At 48.9% G+C, this 17446-nt stretch carries 12 protein-coding genes and 2 tRNA genes; all 14 read left to right on the top strand.

Annotation, left to right across the window (positions count from 1 at the left end):
- The first annotated feature begins 44 nt into the window (after nucleotides 1–44).
- Complete coding sequence (gene tpiA / locus CWI83_RS04045) at nucleotides 45–803, top strand: triose-phosphate isomerase (RefSeq protein ID WP_126826115.1); 759 nt, start codon at nucleotides 45–47, stop codon at nucleotides 801–803.
- A gap of 1 nt (nucleotide 804) precedes the next feature.
- On the top strand, nucleotides 805–1137 hold the full coding sequence (gene secG / locus CWI83_RS04040) for a preprotein translocase subunit SecG (protein ID WP_126826112.1): 333 nt from the start codon (nucleotides 805–807) through the stop codon (nucleotides 1135–1137).
- A 27-nt stretch (nucleotides 1138–1164) separates the two neighbouring features.
- Nucleotides 1165–1249: transfer RNA gene (locus CWI83_RS04035), tRNA-Leu, on the top strand.
- Nucleotides 1250–1312: 63 nt separating this feature from the next.
- Nucleotides 1313–1389: transfer RNA gene (locus CWI83_RS04030), tRNA-Met, on the top strand.
- A gap of 144 nt (nucleotides 1390–1533) precedes the next feature.
- On the top strand, nucleotides 1534–1992 hold the full coding sequence (rimP, locus tag CWI83_RS04025; RefSeq protein WP_126826109.1) for a ribosome maturation factor RimP: 459 nt from the start codon (nucleotides 1534–1536) through the stop codon (nucleotides 1990–1992).
- A 24-nt stretch (nucleotides 1993–2016) separates the two neighbouring features.
- A complete protein-coding gene (gene nusA, locus CWI83_RS04020) occupies nucleotides 2017–3519 on the top strand; it encodes a transcription termination factor NusA (protein WP_126826107.1) in 1503 nt (500 codons plus the stop codon).
- A 23-nt stretch (nucleotides 3520–3542) separates the two neighbouring features.
- A complete protein-coding gene (infB, locus tag CWI83_RS04015) occupies nucleotides 3543–6212 on the top strand; it encodes a translation initiation factor IF-2 (RefSeq protein WP_126826104.1) in 2670 nt (889 codons plus the stop codon).
- 5 nt (nucleotides 6213–6217) lie between these two features.
- Complete coding sequence (gene rbfA, locus CWI83_RS04010; protein WP_126826102.1) at nucleotides 6218–6616, top strand: 30S ribosome-binding factor RbfA; 399 nt, start codon at nucleotides 6218–6220, stop codon at nucleotides 6614–6616.
- Complete coding sequence (gene truB / locus CWI83_RS04005; protein WP_126826100.1) at nucleotides 6617–7597, top strand: tRNA pseudouridine(55) synthase TruB; 981 nt, start codon at nucleotides 6617–6619, stop codon at nucleotides 7595–7597.
- Nucleotides 7598–7707: 110 nt separating this feature from the next.
- A complete protein-coding gene (gene rpsO, locus CWI83_RS04000) occupies nucleotides 7708–7977 on the top strand; it encodes a 30S ribosomal protein S15 (RefSeq protein WP_126826099.1) in 270 nt (89 codons plus the stop codon).
- Between the two features lie 98 nt (nucleotides 7978–8075).
- Complete coding sequence (gene pnp / locus CWI83_RS03995) at nucleotides 8076–10250, top strand: polyribonucleotide nucleotidyltransferase (protein ID WP_126826097.1); 2175 nt, start codon at nucleotides 8076–8078, stop codon at nucleotides 10248–10250.
- Nucleotides 10251–10366: 116 nt separating this feature from the next.
- The gene (nlpI, locus tag CWI83_RS03990; RefSeq protein ID WP_126826095.1) at nucleotides 10367–11257 is read left to right on the top strand and encodes a lipoprotein NlpI; all 891 of its coding nucleotides are present in this window, start codon (nucleotides 10367–10369) and stop codon (nucleotides 11255–11257) included.
- Nucleotides 11258–11281: 24 nt separating this feature from the next.
- Entirely contained in the window at nucleotides 11282–12085 is an 804-nt protein-coding gene (locus tag CWI83_RS03985; RefSeq protein WP_126826093.1) for a hypothetical protein, read from the top strand.
- A gap of 83 nt (nucleotides 12086–12168) precedes the next feature.
- Nucleotides 12169–17446: FG-GAP-like repeat-containing protein (locus tag CWI83_RS03980; protein WP_198677243.1), on the top strand; the 5278-nt coding region annotated here is incomplete at its 3' end.

Raw genomic sequence — 17446 nt, 5'->3', positions numbered from 1 at the left:
GTAATATCACGCCGCTCAAGATTGAGGGACGCAAGCGAGGCACTATGTTCGTTATAGGCAACTGGAAAATGAACGGTAATCGCGAGTTGGCCCAAGCGCTAACTGAAGCGCTACGGGAGCATGCGGATGAGCTCAATCAAGTGCAAGTAGGGGTGTGTCCTCCGGCAGTATTACTGGCGAGCCTGAACGAGGCAGCAGCCGAAACTGAATTGATGATCGGTGGGCAAGATGTCAACGAACATCAAAGCGGAGCTCACACGGGTGAACATAGTACCGAGCTGCTTAGCAATTTTGGTGCTGAATTCACCCTAATCGGCCATTCCGAACGGCGCCAGTTTTACGGCGATAGTATGGCGCGAGTTGCGGCGAAAGTTGCAGCAACCTTGGCGAACTCACAATTGACCGTGGTCTTGTGTGTTGGTGAAAGCGAAGCAGAACGGCAAGCCGAGCAAACCTTTGCGGTGATTACCGAGCAGCTTGAGACGGCCTTGCAGGGGCAAACAGGTGATTGCTTAGAGCGATTGATTATCGCCTATGAGCCGGTTTGGGCGATTGGTACTGGGTTAACAGCCAGTCCTGAGCAAGCACAGCAAGTGCATGAATTTATTCGGTCTTGGTTAGTCCAGAAGTTTGGTGCTGAGGCCGCTAACGTTGCACTCCTCTATGGTGGGAGTGTAAAACCTGAAAATGCCGAAGCTTTATTCGCGCAGCAGGATATAGATGGTGGTTTGATTGGCGGTGCCAGTTTGCAAGTCGACGCGTTTATCGCGATTGCAAAAGCCGCAGCAACCCGGAGCAAGTGATATGCAAGAATTTTTATTAGTGGCTTACTTGATCGTTGCGATCGTTTTAGTGGCCTTTATTATGATCCAACAGGGTAAAGGTGCCGATATGGGCGCGAGTTTTGGTGCCGGTGCATCGAACACTGTGTTTGGGTCGAGCGGTTCGGGTAACTTTTTAACTCGTACCACTGCAATTTTAGCGGTTATTTTCTTTGTTTTGAGCTTAATCCTTGGTAATCTTGCGTCCGGCAGCGGTGAGCAAGAGAGCGACTTCGAAAATCTCGAAGCGCCGGTCCCAGTGCTTGAGGAAGAAGTTCCAGCAACAAATAACAGCGATGTTCCGGTCGGCGGCTAGTTCGCTAGGAATATCAACCTCTTAAATGCCGAAGTGGTGGAATTGGTAGACACGCTATCTTGAGGGGGTAGTGCCTTCGGGTGTATGGGTTCGAGTCCCATCTTCGGCACCAATTTTGCAGCCGTCACGGTTGCTTTCCAAGCGTATTACCGTATAATACGCAACAGATTTCGGACGCGGGGTGGAGCAGTCTGGTAGCTCGTCGGGCTCATAACCCGAAGGTCGTAGGTTCAAATCCTGCCCCCGCAACCAATTCACAAAGGGTCCAGTGTGTTTTAAGCCCCGCCGCTGAACGGGGCTTTTTACTATGTGACCTGTGCTGCACCGAAGTGAGCTTCGGCTGAGCGGCCATAACACTGGGCGATTACGCCCTTTTTTTGTTTTAGGAGTTTGATTTTGGCGCGAATTGAACAGCGTTTATCTGACTTAATCGAACCAGCTGTTGCAGCGTTAGGGTTCGAATTATGGGGTGTCGAATTTGTCCGTGCAGGCAAACATTCGACCCTGCGAGTTTATATCGACAAAGACGACGGCATCAGTGTGGATGATTGTGCTGATGTGAGCCACCAGGTGAGCTCAATTTTAGATGTCGAAGACCCAATTAAAAGTGAATATTACTTAGAAGTTTCTTCACCAGGTATGGAGCGTCCGTTCTTTAAAGCGGAACAATTTGCGACATATCTTGGCGAAATTGCTGCGGTTGAATTAACCCTCGCGCAGCAAAATAAGCGTAAATTTAAAGGCGTGATCACCGCAGTAGAAGGTGATCAAATTCAGTTTGATATAGATGGTGAGCCGCTAACAGTCGCATTTTCGACGATTAAAAAGGCCCATCTTATTCCTCAGTTTGACTAAGGATTGCGTAGGCGAGGCAGAGCAATGGCAAAAGAGATTTTATTAGTTGCAGAAGCGGTATCGAACGAAAAAGACGTACCGCGCGAGAAAATTTTTGAGGCGCTTGAATCAGCGCTTGCGCATGCCACCAAGAAAAAATACGAAGGTGACATTGATGTACGGATCAGTATCGATCGCCACACGGGTGAGTTCGATACGTTCCGGCGTTGGTTGATTGTGGATGATTCAGAGCAACCGCTTGAGCATCCTTATCGCGAGATTAGTCTGGCTGCAGCGCAATACGAAAACCCAGAGCTGAATGCGGGTGATTACGTAGAAGAGCAAATCGAATCAATCGAATTCGATCGCATCACCACGCAAACTGCCAAGCAAGTCATCGTGCAGAAAGTTCGCGAAGCAGAGCGGGCTAAAGTTGTCGAAGAGTATGAAGACCAAGTCGGCAGTTTAGTGAGCGGAATTGTAAAACGCGCCAATCGTGAGCATGTGATCCTTGACCTTGGCAATAATGCTGAAGCGATGATTTATCGTGAAGAAATGCTCCCACGTGAATCAGTTCGTGCAGGCGACCGTGTGCGCGGTTTGTTGTATGAAGTTCGCCCAGAAGCACGCGGTGCGCAGCTGTTTGTCAGCCGCACCCACCCAGACTTCTTGGTGGAGTTGTTCCGCATTGAGGTGCCAGAAATTGGCGAAGAGATGATCGAAATCCGTGGCGCTGCACGCGACCCAGGTTCACGTGCAAAAATCGCCGTGAAGAGCAACGACCGTCGTATCGACCCAGTGGGTGCGTGTGTTGGTATGCGTGGTGCGCGGGTTCAAGCCGTGTCAGGTGAATTAGGTGGCGAGCGGGTTGATATCGTGCTGTGGGATGATAACCCAGCGCAATTCGTTATCAACGCGATGGCGCCGGCTGAAGTCGCTTCGATTGTAGTCGATGAAGACGCGCATACGATGGATATCGCGGTAGAAGAGGGCAACCTTGCGCAAGCGATTGGTAAAGCTGGCCAGAACGTCCGTCTTGCGAGCCAATTAACCGGTTGGCAGCTGAACGTGATGTCAGTCGATGAGTTCACAGAGAAGAACGAAGCTGAAGCACAGCGTGTGCTTGACTTGTTCACCTCAAACCTTGATATCGACGAAGACTTTGCCTCGGTATTGGTAGACGAAGGTTTCTCAACTCTGGAAGAAATCGCCTACGTACCAATGGAAGAGCTATTGAATATCGACGGTATGGACGAAGATATCGTTGAAGAATTGCGCAACCGTGCACGGGGCGTATTAACGACTCGCGCATTGGCGAGCGAAGAGAATTTAGAAAATGCTGAGCCAGATGAAACACTATTGAATCTGGAAGGGCTTGATCGCCACCTCGCTTTTGTTTTGGCGAGTAAAGGCATCAAGACACTCGAAGACCTTGCTGAGCAGGGTATCGATGACTTGGCAGATATTGAAGAACTAAACGAGCAACGTGCGGGTGAACTTATCATGCAAGCACGTAACATTTGCTGGTTTGGTGACGAAGAAGCATAAGATCAACGGGGGTACGAGAGAATATGGAAGACGTAACGCTAGACAAGCTAGCTAAAGATATCGGTACGACAGTTGATCGCTTGGTACAGCAGTTCGCTGAGGCGGGCATGACCAAGCAAGCAGGCGATCCCGTCACCCAAGCCGAAAAACAAAAGCTATTGACTCATTTAAACAAAGCGCATGGTGGTTCAGGCCCAAGTGAGCCGAGCAAGATGACCTTAAAGCGCAAAGAAAAAAGCACGCTGAGCATTGGTGGCGGCGGTAGTCGCGGCAAGTCGGTGCAAGTGGAAGTACGCAAGAAGCGGACCTATGTAAAGCGTTCTGCACTTGAAGAGCAGCAGCGCGAAGAGCAGGAGCGGCTTGAGAAAGAGCGCGCTGAAGCGGAAGCGAAGCGCAAGGAAGAAGAAGCAAAAGCTGCGGCCGAAGCGAAGGCGGCAGCGGCGAAGAAAGCTGCCGAAGAAAAAGCTAAGCAAGAAGCTGCTCGCAAAGAAAAAGAGAAAGCTAAAGCGAAAGCTGAAGCTGAAAAACGTGCTGCGATGACGCCTGAAGAGCGCCAGAAGGCGGATGAAGCCAAAGCCGAAGCAGAGCGTTTGCGTAAAGCTCAAGAAGAGGAAGCCCGCAAAAAGGCCGAAGCTGAAGCTGAGCGTCAAGCGGAAGAAGCGCGGAAGTTAGCAGAAGAAAACGAAGCGCGTTGGCAAGAAGAAGAAGCCAAGCGGAAAGCGGCGGAACAAGAAGACGTGCACTTTACCACCTCGACTTATGCCCAAGCTGCAGAAGACGAGCAGGACGAGGGTGAAGAGCGTCGCAATCGTCGTAAGAGCAAGCGTCGTAAAGCGGACGAAGAGCGCGATGAAGCCCCACGGCGCGAAAAACGTCGTAAAGGCGGTAAACGTTCAAGCCTGCAACAAGCCTTTACCAAACCTGCATCACCGGTTGAACGCGAAGTGAAACTGGGTGAAACCATCACCGTTGGTGAATTAGCGAACCGCATGGCGGTGAAAGCAGGTGAAGTGATCAAGACCATGATGAAAATGGGTGAAATGGTTACGATTAACCAAGTTCTTGATCAAGAAACTGCAACGCTTGTGGTCGAAGAGATGGGACATAAAGCGGTTGTCGTAAGCGATAACGCGCTGGAGCAGGAAGTTCTCTCTGATCGTCACGATGATAGTGAACGCCTCGAGACCGACCGTGCCCCTGTGGTGACGGTTATGGGTCACGTTGACCATGGTAAAACCTCATTGCTTGATTACATCCGAAAAGCCAAAGTTGCCTCGGGCGAAGCAGGCGGGATTACTCAGCATATTGGTGCATATCACGTTGAGACCGGTCATGGCATGATCACCTTCCTTGATACTCCTGGTCACGCTGCGTTTACCTCAATGCGTGCTCGCGGTGCGAGTGCAACGGATATTGTTATCCTCGTGGTTGCCTCAGACGACGGCGTGATGCCGCAAACGCTTGAAGCAATTCAGCACGCGAAAGCAGCTGGCGTACCGATTGTTGTTGCTATCAACAAGATGGATAAGCCAGAAGCCGATCCTGATCGGGTCAAGAATGAACTTGCCCAGCGTGATGTGATCCCAGAAGACTGGGGTGGTGACGTGCAGTTCGTACCAGTGTCTGCGCATACAGGTCAGGGTATTGATAACCTACTTGAAGCGGTATTGCTGCAAGCTGAACTGCTTGATTTGAAAGCCGTCGCTTCGGGTATGGCCCACGGTATCGTGATTGAATCACGCTTGGATAAAGGCCGTGGTCCAGTTGCATCCATCTTGGTGCAAGAAGGAACCTTGCGCAAAGGCGATATCGTTCTGTGCGGTCTTGAATACGGTAAGATTCGAGCCATGCGTGACGAAAATGGTCATGAAGTTAACGAAGCTGGACCATCGATTCCAGTTGAGATCCTCGGCTTGTCAGGTGTTCCTGCTGCCGGTGATGAAGCGACGGTTGTTAAAGACGAGCGTAAAGCACGTGAAGTTGCCAACTATCGCCAAGGCAAATATCGCGAAGTGAAACTCGCTAAACAGCAAAAAGCGAAACTAGAAAACATGTTCGCGAATATGCAAGAAGGCGATGTGAAAGAACTGAACGTGGTCTTGAAGTCTGACGTTCAAGGTTCACTTGAGGCGATTGCCGATTCATTGACTAAATTGTCTACCGATGAAGTGAAAGTGAATATTATCGGTAGCGGTGTCGGCGGAATCACCGAGACAGACGTCAGCTTGGCGAGTGCTTCAAACGCGATTATTGTTGGCTTTAACGTTCGTGCGGATGCCGCAGCGAAACGCCAAGTTGAACAAGAAAGTGTCGACTTGCGTTACTACAGCGTTATTTACGACCTAATCGACGAAGTGAAGGCAGCAATGGGCGGTATGTTAGCGCCTGAATTCAAGCAAGAGATTATTGGTCTTGCCGAAGTTCGGGATGTCTTTAAATCGCCGAAAATTGGTGCTATCGCAGGTTGTATGGTGACCGAAGGTATCGTGAAGCGTTCAGCTCCGATTCGCGTTCTGCGTGATAACGTGGTGATCTTCGAAGGTGAGCTCGACTCACTGCGTCGTTTCAAAGATGACGTGCAAGAAGTTCGTAACGGTATGGAATGTGGTATCGGCGTGAAGAACTACAACGATGTTAAAGTCGGCGACCAAATCGAAGTGTTCGAGACGGTCGAAGTAGAGCGGAGTCTGTAACTTAGATGCGCAGAGACTTTAGTCGTACTGATCGCGTTGGACATCAGTTCCAACGCGAAATCGCAATGATTCTGCAGCGTGAGATCAAAGACCCGCGGGTGAGCATGGTCACGGTATCTGCCGTTGAAGTGTCCCGTGATCTTGCTTACGCCAAAGTATTTGTTACTTTCTTGCAAGATGATCCTGAGGCCGTAAAAGTCGGACTTAAAGTGTTAAACGATGCGGCTGGCTTTATCCGCTCGTTGCTTGGTAAGCGTGTGCGCGCTCGGGTGACACCTGAACTACGGTTCGTACATGATCCGTCCTTGAATGAAGGTATTCGGATGTCACGCCTAGTCGATGAAGCGATTCAACGTGATCATCGTCAGGATAATGATCAAGATTCGGATGAACAGGAGTCGTGAATGGGGCGTCGAAAGTCTGGCCGTAACGTCAACGGCGTGATTTTGCTCAACAAACCATTGCACATGAGTTCAAACGCCGCACTTCAAAAAGTGCGGCGTTTTTTCAATGCCAATAAAGCTGGGCACACCGGGGCACTTGATCCCCTTGCGACCGGCTTGTTGCCGCTCTGTTTTGGCGAAGCAACTAAGCTATCGCATTTTTCACTTGAGGCCGATAAAGGCTATCGCGTTACCGCGCACCTCGGCATTCGCACGACCACCAGTGATGCGGAAGGCGAGGTCGTTGCTGAACATGAGGTGGACATTGACGAGGCGCAAATTCGGGCACTGTTGCCGCAGTTTATGGGGAAGCAGTTGCAATCTCCCTCGATGTATTCTGCGCTAAAACACGAAGGTCGGCCGCTTTACGCCTATGCCCGTGAAGGCATTGAGGTCCCGCGGAAAACCCGCGAAATCGAAATTAAAGAGATCACGTTACTTGGTTATCAAGCCCCCTATCTTGAGCTTGATGTGCGCTGCAGTAAAGGAACCTATATTCGTACTTTGATCGATGACTTCGGCCAAGCACTCGGTTGTGGTGCGCATGTCAGTGCTCTGCATCGCACCTGGATTGAAGGGGTTGAGGGTGAAATGGTCAGCATCGAGCAATTACAACAACTCGCCCCCGAGCGCTTTGATGATGAGCGCGATTTAGCGATTGATTACAGCGCAATTGAGCAACAACTGCTGCCACATGATTGTATTATTCAGCAATTTCCAGTGGTTGATATTGATGCGGCAGGAGCCGCGCGGTTTCAAGCCGGTAACCCAGCTGACTATCTGTCCCATCAGCAGGACCATGATCAACACCATGAAGGGTTGCAGGAGGGCGCTTTAGTGCGCGCTAAACGCGACCAGGACCAAGCATTTTTAGGCGTCGGTTTTATTCGCGATGGCAAAGTTTGGCCGAAGCGCGTGTGTCTTGATGTCCCCCCGATTTGATTGCGCTAAAGCATTGCCTTTCAAGGTATAAGCCCGTATAATGCACGCCGATTGGGTTAGTGCTGAATTAGTGATTGGCACTAACATTATTCATCTATCAGGAGTAAGATATGTCACTAACTGCGGCACAAAAAGCTGAAATCGTTAAAGAGTTTGGTCAAAGCGAGAACGACACCGGTTCTACCGAAGTACAAATCGCATTGTTGACTGCGAACATCAACGAATTACAGAGCCACTTTAAAGAACACGCTAAAGACCACCACTCACGTCGTGGTTTGTTGCGCATGGTAAGTCAGCGTCGTAAATTGTTGGACTACCTTAAGCGTAAAGACAATCAGGGTTACGCAACTCTGATTCAGCGACTCGGTATTCGTCGCTAAGCACTGTTCAAGAAAAGGGGCCGCACGGCCCCTTTTTTGATGGATCGAAATGACACGATAAATGTAAGTAAAAGAGAAAGAGTAAAGGAAAATAAAACGTGAATCCGATTACAAAGAAATTTCAATATGGTCAACACACCGTCACTCTAGAAACAGGCGCGATGGCGCGTCAAGCGACTGGTGCTGTATTGGCCAGCATGGATGACACCACCGTATTAGTGACTGTTGTTGCAAAAAAAGAAGCAAAAGAAGGGCAAGACTTTTTCCCATTAACCGTTAACTACCAAGAACGGACCTATGCCGCGGGTAAAATTCCAGGTGGTTTCTTCAAGCGTGAAGGCCGCCCATCAGAAAATGAAACCTTAACCTCACGTCTGATCGACCGTCCAATTCGTCCATTATTCCCAGAAGGGTTTAAAAACGAAGTTCAAGTTATCGCGACCGTTGTAAGTGTTAACCCACAAGTTTCTCCTGACATCGTTGCCTTGATTGGTACCTCTGCAGCGCTTGCTATTTCAGGTGTGCCATTCTCAGGTCCAATTGGTGCGGCCCGTGTTGGTGTCATCAATGACGAGTATGTGCTGAACCCAACGATGGATGAATTAGCTGAATCAAAACTTGATTTAGTGGTTGCAGGAACCGATAACGCCGTATTGATGGTTGAATCAGAAGCGCAATTATTGTCTGAAGACGCCATGTTGGGCGCGGTCGTTTATGGTCACGAGCAAATGCAAACCGTGATCAATGCAATCAACGAATTCGTTGCCGAAGCGGGTAAACCAAAATGGGAATGGACTGCTCCTGCAACAAACGAAGAATTGTTGAACAAAATTAAAGCGCTAGCTGAAGAAGGTATCGGTGAAGCCTACCGTATCACTGAAAAAGCTGCGCGTTATGAGCAAATTGCTGCATTGCAAGCCGATGTGATTGCTAAATTAACCGCTGAAGATGAAACGCTCAGCGAGAAAGAAATCGGTGATTTATTCCACTCGCTCGAGAGTGATGTGGTGCGTGGTCGCATCATCGCCGGTGAGAAGCGTATTGATGGTCGTGACCCAGATATGGTTCGCGCCTTACACATTGCCACTGGCGTATTGCCACGTGTGCATGGCTCTGCTGTCTTTACCCGTGGTGAAACGCAAGCTTTGGTTGCTGCCACTTTAGGGACTGAGCGTGACGCGCAAATGGTTGATGACCTAACCGGTTCGACTAGCAACCGCTTTATGTTGCATTACAACTTCCCTCCATACTCAGTTGGTGAGACCGGTATGGTTGGCTCACCTAAGCGTCGTGAAATCGGTCATGGACGGTTAGCTAAGCGTGGTGTGCAAGCGGTTATGCCAAGCCAAGAAGAATTCCCGTACACCATTCGTGTGGTATCAGAAATCACTGAGTCAAACGGCTCAAGCTCAATGGCTTCGGTGTGTGGTACTTCATTGGCCTTGATGGACGCTGGCGTACCGTTGAAAGCATCGGTTGCAGGTATCGCAATGGGCTTGGTTAAAGAAGGCGACAAGTTTGTTGTACTTTCTGACATCCTTGGTGATGAAGATCATCTCGGTGATATGGACTTTAAAGTAGCCGGTACCGCAGAAGGCGTGACGGCACTGCAAATGGATATCAAGATTGACGGGATCACCCGTGAAATCATGGAAATCGCACTTGCTCAAGCCAAAGCAGCGCGCTTGCATATCCTTAATGTAATGGATGAGGCCATGTCTGGTGCACGTGAAGAGCTATCAAGCTACGCACCGCGTTATCACACCATGAAGATTAACCCAGACAAGATTCGTGACGTGATTGGTAAAGGTGGTGCGGTCATCCGTGAGCTAACCGAATCAACCAATACCAATATCGAAATCAACGATGATGGTACGGTTCGCATTGCAGCGACTGATCAAGCCTCTGCTGATGCAGCGATCGCACGAATTGAAGAAATTACTGCTGATGTCGAAGTTGGCCGTATTTATCAAGGTAAAGTTGCTCGTATCGTAGATTTCGGTGCGTTCGTGACTATCCTACCGGGTAAAGATGGCTTGGTGCACATTTCACAAATCGCTGAAGAGCGTGTAAATGACGTTAACGAATACCTTAAAGTTGGTGATGTTGTGCCGGTTAAGGTACTCGAAATTGACCGTCAGGGTCGCGTTCGCTTGAGCATGAAAGATGCGGCTGAAAAGCCAGCGGAAGCTGCTGAGCCAGCGGCAGAAGCCACTGATACTCCGGCAGAAAATGCTGAAACGGCGTCGAGTGAGAGCAAAGACGCAGAATAAGCTGGCAGCGCAAGCGCAGCTAATCTAAAAAAGGAGCGGTTACCGCTCCTTTTTTGTTTTTTTGCTAAGGGCTTTGCTATGATGCAAAGTAGAGTAACGAATAGAGGTATAGCGAGATGCGATTTAAACTAGCGCTGGTTGTTCTTGCCATGATGCTGTTAGGAGGGTGTGCGAGCCGTTCTGATGAGAGTGCCGATGCGCTGATTGTGGTTGAACCGCAAGAGCCTGATGTTCGTTATCAACTCGAAGTTGCACGAGCCAATGAAATGCTCAGTGCTCAGTTTGATCTTGAACCTGAGCAACTTGCCCAAGTACATTATCGCCGCGCCACCTTATTCGACGCAATGGGCTTAACGGCATTATCAAGGTTAGATTTGAACTACGCGCTAGAACTTAATCCGCGCTTGGCTGATGCCTATAATTATCTTGGTTTTCAGTATGCTCAAGCGGGGTATTTCGAGCGTGCGTACGAAACATTAGAAGCACTGCTGGAGCTTGATCCTGAGCACCCTTATGTCTATCTCAATCGAGGTTTAGTAGCCTACTATGATCAACGCTATGATTTGGCGGTGGATGACTTTGAGGCTTACTTTAAGCAACAGCCGGATGATCCATATCGTGCGCTTTGGCTTTATTTTGCGACACTTGAAGAGGACCCGAATAAAGCACGTCGTCAATTGGCGCAGCAACGGGTTGAGTTTGCCAATGAACAATGGGCTTGGTATTTAAGTGATTTGTTTTTGGGGGTTATCTCAGAGCAAGAGTTCCTAGAACGCTATGCCCAAGCGTTACTCGCTGAGGATGAGACCTTAGCGGAGCGCATGTGTGAAGTGTATTTTTACCTCGGTAAATTAAAAGCGATTCAAGGAAATCCTAAGCGCGCTGCCGTGTACTTTCGCTTGGCGCTGACAACCAATGTCTATATGTTTGTAGAACATCGGTTTGCCAAGCTTGAACTTGAGGCGCTCAGCCCTGACCGCGACGATAGTTTTGATAACTATTATTAAAGTTTAGTCGGCAAAATGCTCAGTATGTGGAGACAGTTCATCGGCTTTAGTGCACTCGCACTGCTGCTGTTGAGTTCAATACCGCACACGCAAGCCCAAGTACCTTATGATCCAATTTGTCAGCAAAGCCGGGTATGGGTCTGGCAACCTTATGAGTTGAGTCAAGCAGAGCAGGGCCAGCTCAACCGCACTTTAGCCGCTTGGCAACGGCATCCACTTCGACCATTTGTTGGCTGTTTGCAAACGCAGCGCTATCGAAGCGCAGATTTAAGCTGTACCCGTCAAGGCGAACGCTTTCGTCAACACTGCCAATTACCCTTACTCCCGTCCCAAATCAACGATCACCATATTCTATTTCACCGAACAACCACAGCTTTCAGTCAGAACCGTCATATTTCATTGCCGCTAGGCGCTGATGTGAGTTTATTGGCACACGAAATAGGTCATTGGCTTGGTTTTGTTGATGAATACCCATTGAGCGCAGAGATCGCTGAGCGCTATTGTCGTGAGGAGCAAGGCTTTCCTTCTTATAATTTAGTTTGGACCGCTGAGCAGGTAATGACTGAAGCGGAATTAAATGAGCTTCATCAACGCTTGCCGTGGCGGCACAAGATTGCTGATTTTCGGGTGCTTGGAAAACTTCGAAGCGATGGCCTTTGGCAGCTAGGAAGTACGCCAGAACACTCAATTGGATTATATGCCACGACCACTTGCGCTCACGCCGAAGGCTTTACTTGGCGTCCTGTCTCACGGTTTACCGCGATGCAATATCACGACACTAATGTATGGCCAGCACTCTACCTTGAATTAGCAAAGCACATCCAATAAGCATAATTTTATTTTAAAAAATGTTGATTTATGTGTTTTCAGAAGTTAACGTATTTCCGTGAAATTAATTTAGGATGATTATCATGCAACATGGACGTGTGTTGAGCTCTGCGCTCGCCGCCTTATTCTTTACGACATCTGCTTATTCGTTATCGACGCCACCACCCTGGGCGGCGCTGGGTGGTAGTGTTCTTGATCAACAAAACGGCTACATTTCAACACTCCAGCATGACGAAAGCGTGGGTGCTTTACCAGGCTCTGCGGGTGTTTCGGGAGGTGCGGCAACCTACACCATTCCTATTGAGCTTCCCCCGGGGCGCGCCAATATGGAGCCAAAGGTTCAGTTGAGCTACTCATCTCGAAGTGGTGGAGGGGTCGTTGGAGTCGGTTGGCAATTGGTGGCAGGCTCAAGTATTCATCGCTGTACGGCAACCCCTGCCCAAGATGGTGGTTTTCGTTCGGTACGCTTAGATGTAGAAGATAAGTTATGTTTCGATGGGAAGCGGTTAATTGCGGTATCTGGAAGCTATGGAAGCGCTGGTACGATTTATCGAACAGAGTTAGACCAATTCGCTGAAATCACTCAGATCGGCGCGCTAGGTGCCAATACCTCCTTCGTCGTCAAACATAAGAATAATCGCACCGCATATTATGGCAGCTCTCCTTCGAGTCGCCAGGCTCCAGCGGGAGCTACTGTTCCAAATCGATGGGCGATTAGTTATGAAATTGACCCTGCAAATAATTCGATAACTTACCACTACAGCGATCGAGGAAATGGTGACTATTTATTAGATGAAATTCGCTATACCGGGGTAGGAACGACAGATGGTGACCGCGTTGTTCAATTTAACTATGAGCAACGCCCCGATCCTTTTCGGTCGTATCTTGCAGGTGGTGTTTTAAGTGGTGCACATCGGCTACAAAGTATCGTTACGGCAGTCCAATCTGCGCAAGTAAGGCGCTATCAGTTTAGTTACGAGATCAGTCCGTATACGCAACGCTCAGTCTTAAGCTCAGCGACAGTTTGTGCGGCACAGAGCTGTTTACCCTTAACCGATTTTTCCTATTACACGCCGAATTTACAATGGGATGATAAAGACTCTAGCCTCGCCCAAAATCGAGCGGCACCGGTTGTGGGACAAACCTCGGACCATGATCAAGTTCGTCAGCGTGATTTGAATGGCGATGGACTGCCCGAGTTGATTCATCTTATTTCCTCTTATAACAGTCAGCAGCAGCTGACCGGGTATGATGTTGCCATATATACGAAAGCAACGAGTGGTCCGAATGCCGGTGAATACGTGTTGGTTTATGACGGTACGACGGCATCGAACGAGATCGTCAATGGGATCTATTTTTATGATTCAGGTGATTTGAATAGTGATGGCATCGCTGATTTTTTGATTGTTGACAGCAATGGACAGATTAATTTGCTGCAGTTTGACCAAAATTTTGTGGTGCAGCCTTTGATTGCGACCAACATTACCTTGCCAACGCTTGCTGCGACTTATCCTCACCTTATTTCCGGAAGTCTCGAAATCATTGATTTAAATGGTGATGGATATCAGGATGTTGTCTACACAGATACGGATAAATCAATTTACTTTCATCTGAATCAAGCCACAGGGCAGCCTCAATTTGAGGCGCGTCAGTTGCTCAGTGCATTGCAAAGTAGCTCAATTGCAAACAGTACGGTGTGGGAATCGGTCAATTACCAAGATATCGATGGTGATGGTGTCATGGATCTGGTTCGCACATGGCAAACGGGGATGACCAACACCATTGTCCGCGTCTCGTTCGGGGCGGTGACGGCGCAAGGGGACTATTTTATTACGCAAACACTGAGTGCATCGCAAACAGGTCTCCCTAGCAACGTCTTTTATAACCAATACACGTTTGCTGATTTAAACGGAGATGGGTTAAGTGATTTTATCGTTGCGGATAAAATCTCAGGTCAATATCACTGGGTGGTCTATGAAAATCGGGGCGATCGAAGTTTCCAAGTACCCACTCTTTTAGGCAGTGGCTTGGGGATTCATGAAGCCGAGCTATTTCGCCGAGATGGTCTTCCTTATCTTAAGGTGCAAGCCCTTTGGGGGGCTTTACGTATCGGTGATATGGATAGTGATGGTCGAGATGAGCTTGTAGTCGCAACTCACAGTGATGATGATGTATGTCTGATGTTTGGGGGGAACCCCAATCAAAGTGGAAGCTTTGAGCCATACAACACGACGGTATGTAATGATGCCTTACATGAGGATAAGGCAGAGCTCATTAGTCATCCAGGTATCGAAATTGCAATCGATTGGAGCCGTTATGACGTGCGTCGGTTCTATTGGAGTGTGCTCGACACTCGCGCCGATGCCCAGGGTATTGCGCTTGACCGAGTGATACCTGATGTTGTGTATGCGCCCTATTCATCTTTTGCGGTACGAAGTGGCGCCCGCAGCTCTGGTTTGAGTCTTAAGGATGTCGATAACAATGGGTTTACTGATTTTACCTATACGGTGTTAGCGCAACATTCTGAGTCTGCGGGATTTGGTCAGCATTTAATGGTGGGGGGCAGCCCTTATTATTATGCCTATATAAATGTTTCCCACACGAGTGCGAGTCCAGCGGTTGTGGGAGGGTATTACGAGCAGAAGAACCTCGCTGGATTAGGCGCTGATGACGGACGCTTAGTCGACACGCTCGAGCGGGTGGACAATGGTTTCGGTGAAGTATTTGAATGGCGTTATGCGCCGCTCTCTAAATCGCTGCCTGAGCGCGCCGGAGGTTTGCCATTTTATCGTATTCCGAATGACCGCTACGTTGCTGGCGACAGTCAAAATGAACACTTTTATTTCACCTCATCCATGTATGTTGTTTCTGAAAGTTTGCAAGATAATGGGATTGGAGGGTTGAATCAGACCGCATATAGTTATCAAGAGGCCGTTTATAATCGTCAAGGGCGCGGCTTTCAGGGCTTTCGGACGATTGTCGTGGATGACATTGCCCGCGGTCGGCGAGCGGTGACGGACTTCCATCAGATTTTTCCACTTGCTGGGCAAATTGAACACGTGCGGACGTGTTTGATAAGCGACCTTGATGAACTTTGTGAAACGGCGCCGCTACATGAAGAAATGTATACATATCGAACCCAACAGACGACTGCCCAGCCAACCTATTGGAGTTACCCTATTTCAGCGGTTAAGCGCCAGTATGCTCTTGAGGACCGTTTGGCACTCATAAGTGAGTCGATTACATCAATTGGGACCACACCAAGTGATGTTGATGCATACGGTAATGTGTTGCGCAAAAAAGTTGAACGCTTTAATGGTTATCAACGGGTCGAGCAGGTGATTGCGACCACATATGATTACAGTGACGTACAGGATTGGTGGATTCAAAAACCGACTCAAGTTCAAACAACGTCACAAACCTTAAGTCGAGATAGCGCAACAGCCGCGCCTGTTGCGGTCAGTGACGACCCTGTGCATTGGCAGATAAAACAGCTTGAATATGACATTGGTGGTCCGAGCTATCGCAAGCCAAACCGAGTGACATCTTCGGCCAGTCAATCCGGCGTATCGCAGACGCTGCAAACAGACTTTAATAGTTTTGGATTACCGACTAGCGTCACCAATACGGGCGCCAGCACGACAAATTCAGAGCAGGTGCGCAGCACCAGTATGAGTTACTCAGCGGATGGTTACTTTGTTACACAAACGACGAATGATAAAGGGCACATCCAAAGCTCTCACATTGCTCCCGCGCATGGCCAAGCAACACAGGTTACCGATGCGAATGGCGTTTCGACTCAAATGACGTACGATGCGTTTGGTCGACTGGTGCAAACGACCATTGCAGGACAAAAGCCGATTGAACAAGGGATGCAATGGTGCCAACTTAATTGCCCAGCCACAGCGGCGGTATACTATACCTTCAGCCAACAAGAGGGGAGTCCGACCACGCGAGCGTATTTTGATGCATTAAAACGCGAAATCATGGTTGAAACACAGGGTTTTGCGGGTGTTCCAATTTATCAACGTAAAACCTTTGATGGACTCGGTCGGTTAGCCTTTGAATCCATACCTTCTTTTTATGCCAATGTGACCGAGGGAACACATTATCGTCAATACGATGCTTTAGGGCGACTCACTGAGAAATGGGTCGATCGCGCCCAAGGTGGCACCATTGAGACCGTCTATACCTATAACCGGCATCAAGTCGATATTGATGTGGATGATGGCACCACGTTGGTGATGAGTCGCACGCTGGGTGCCGATGGTCAGCTGATTCGAACCACCGATGCGCAAGGTGGCGTGACGCGCTATGGCTATGATGCCCTGGGAAACCCCATTGCAATCGTGGATGCGAATGGCGAGGTCATTCAAGCACGCTACAACGGATTTTCCCAAAAACTGCAAGTTGATGATCCGAACATGGGGCTGAAAAGCTTCACTTATAATAGTTTTGGTGAAGTGGAGCAGGAGACTGATGCTAATGGGGATGTCATTAGTTACACCTTTGATGGGCTTGGCCGAGTCACCGAGCGTCGCGTTAATCAAGTCGTTGATGCAACGTTTACATTTGATAGTGGCAGCCATGCCATTGGCCAACTTGTGTTTGAATCAAGTGGCAGTTTTAGTAAGTCTTATCAATATGATGGGCTAGGGCGCCCCATTAGTTCAACCCGTGTTATCGACGGTGAAAGTTACGTACTGAATATGGCTTATGACAGCCACTATGGCCGCCTGAAATCGCTGAGCTATCCAAATGGACTGACCCTTGCCTACGACTATGATGATTTTGGGTATCAAACACAGACTAAGAATGCGGCCACCGGCTACATCTACGAGCAGGTTACAGCAACGGATGCATTTGGTCATGCCGTCACGACGCTGAAAAACAATGGGACGTTGACCGAAACGAAGAGTTATGACAGTACATCAGGTCAGCTCGATAGGATTGGCGTGGTCAGTCAGGCCGGAGTGAATGTGCATGATATCGCCTATACATATGGTAACTTTGGAAATCTCGCGCAACAGATTGTGACCTATGATAACGGGGCGAAGTCATCCATCGAGACGTACAGCTATGATGCGCTGCACCGTCTCACTCAAAGCACCCGTAGCTTTAATGGAATAAGTCACAGTGAGCCCGCTATTACTTACAGTTATGATGCGGTTGGGAACCTTACCAGTAAATCTGATTTCGCCTCACTTTATGTTTATGGCGATGCCAGTCGCAGTGATGCCAATGCGGGGCCCAATGCGGTTCGTAGCATTGTAAAACCCGATAGCAGCCTGGCCTTTTACAGTTATGATGCGAACGGCAATTTATTGCAAGGAGGCGGCAATACGCTTACCTACAATGCGT

Source organism: Pseudidiomarina taiwanensis (assembly GCF_003987435.1).
In the GTDB taxonomy this organism is placed as follows: Bacteria; Pseudomonadota; Gammaproteobacteria; order Enterobacterales; family Alteromonadaceae; genus Pseudidiomarina; species Pseudidiomarina taiwanensis.
Note: the sequence above shows the minus strand (reverse complement) of the source record. Positions and strands in the feature narration are given on the sequence as shown.

Bases quoted from the DNA above. Each gene is read 5' to 3' on its own strand.
- nusA (WP_126826107.1), top strand. From the start codon at position 2,017: ATGGCAAAAGAGATTTTATTAGTTGCAGAAGCGGTATCGAACGAAAAA.
- infB (WP_126826104.1), top strand. From the start codon at position 3,543: ATGGAAGACGTAACGCTAGACAAGCTAGCTAAAGATATCGGTACGACA.
- secG (WP_126826112.1), top strand. From the start codon at position 805: ATGCAAGAATTTTTATTAGTGGCTTACTTGATCGTTGCGATCGTTTTA.
- nlpI (WP_126826095.1), top strand. From the start codon at position 10,367: ATGCGATTTAAACTAGCGCTGGTTGTTCTTGCCATGATGCTGTTAGGA.
- tpiA (WP_126826115.1), top strand. From the start codon at position 45: ATGTTCGTTATAGGCAACTGGAAAATGAACGGTAATCGCGAGTTGGCC.
- truB (WP_126826100.1), top strand. From the start codon at position 6,617: ATGGGGCGTCGAAAGTCTGGCCGTAACGTCAACGGCGTGATTTTGCTC.
- rbfA (WP_126826102.1), top strand. From the start codon at position 6,218: ATGCGCAGAGACTTTAGTCGTACTGATCGCGTTGGACATCAGTTCCAA.
- CWI83_RS03985 (WP_126826093.1), top strand. From the start codon at position 11,282: ATGTGGAGACAGTTCATCGGCTTTAGTGCACTCGCACTGCTGCTGTTG.
- rpsO (WP_126826099.1), top strand. From the start codon at position 7,708: ATGTCACTAACTGCGGCACAAAAAGCTGAAATCGTTAAAGAGTTTGGT.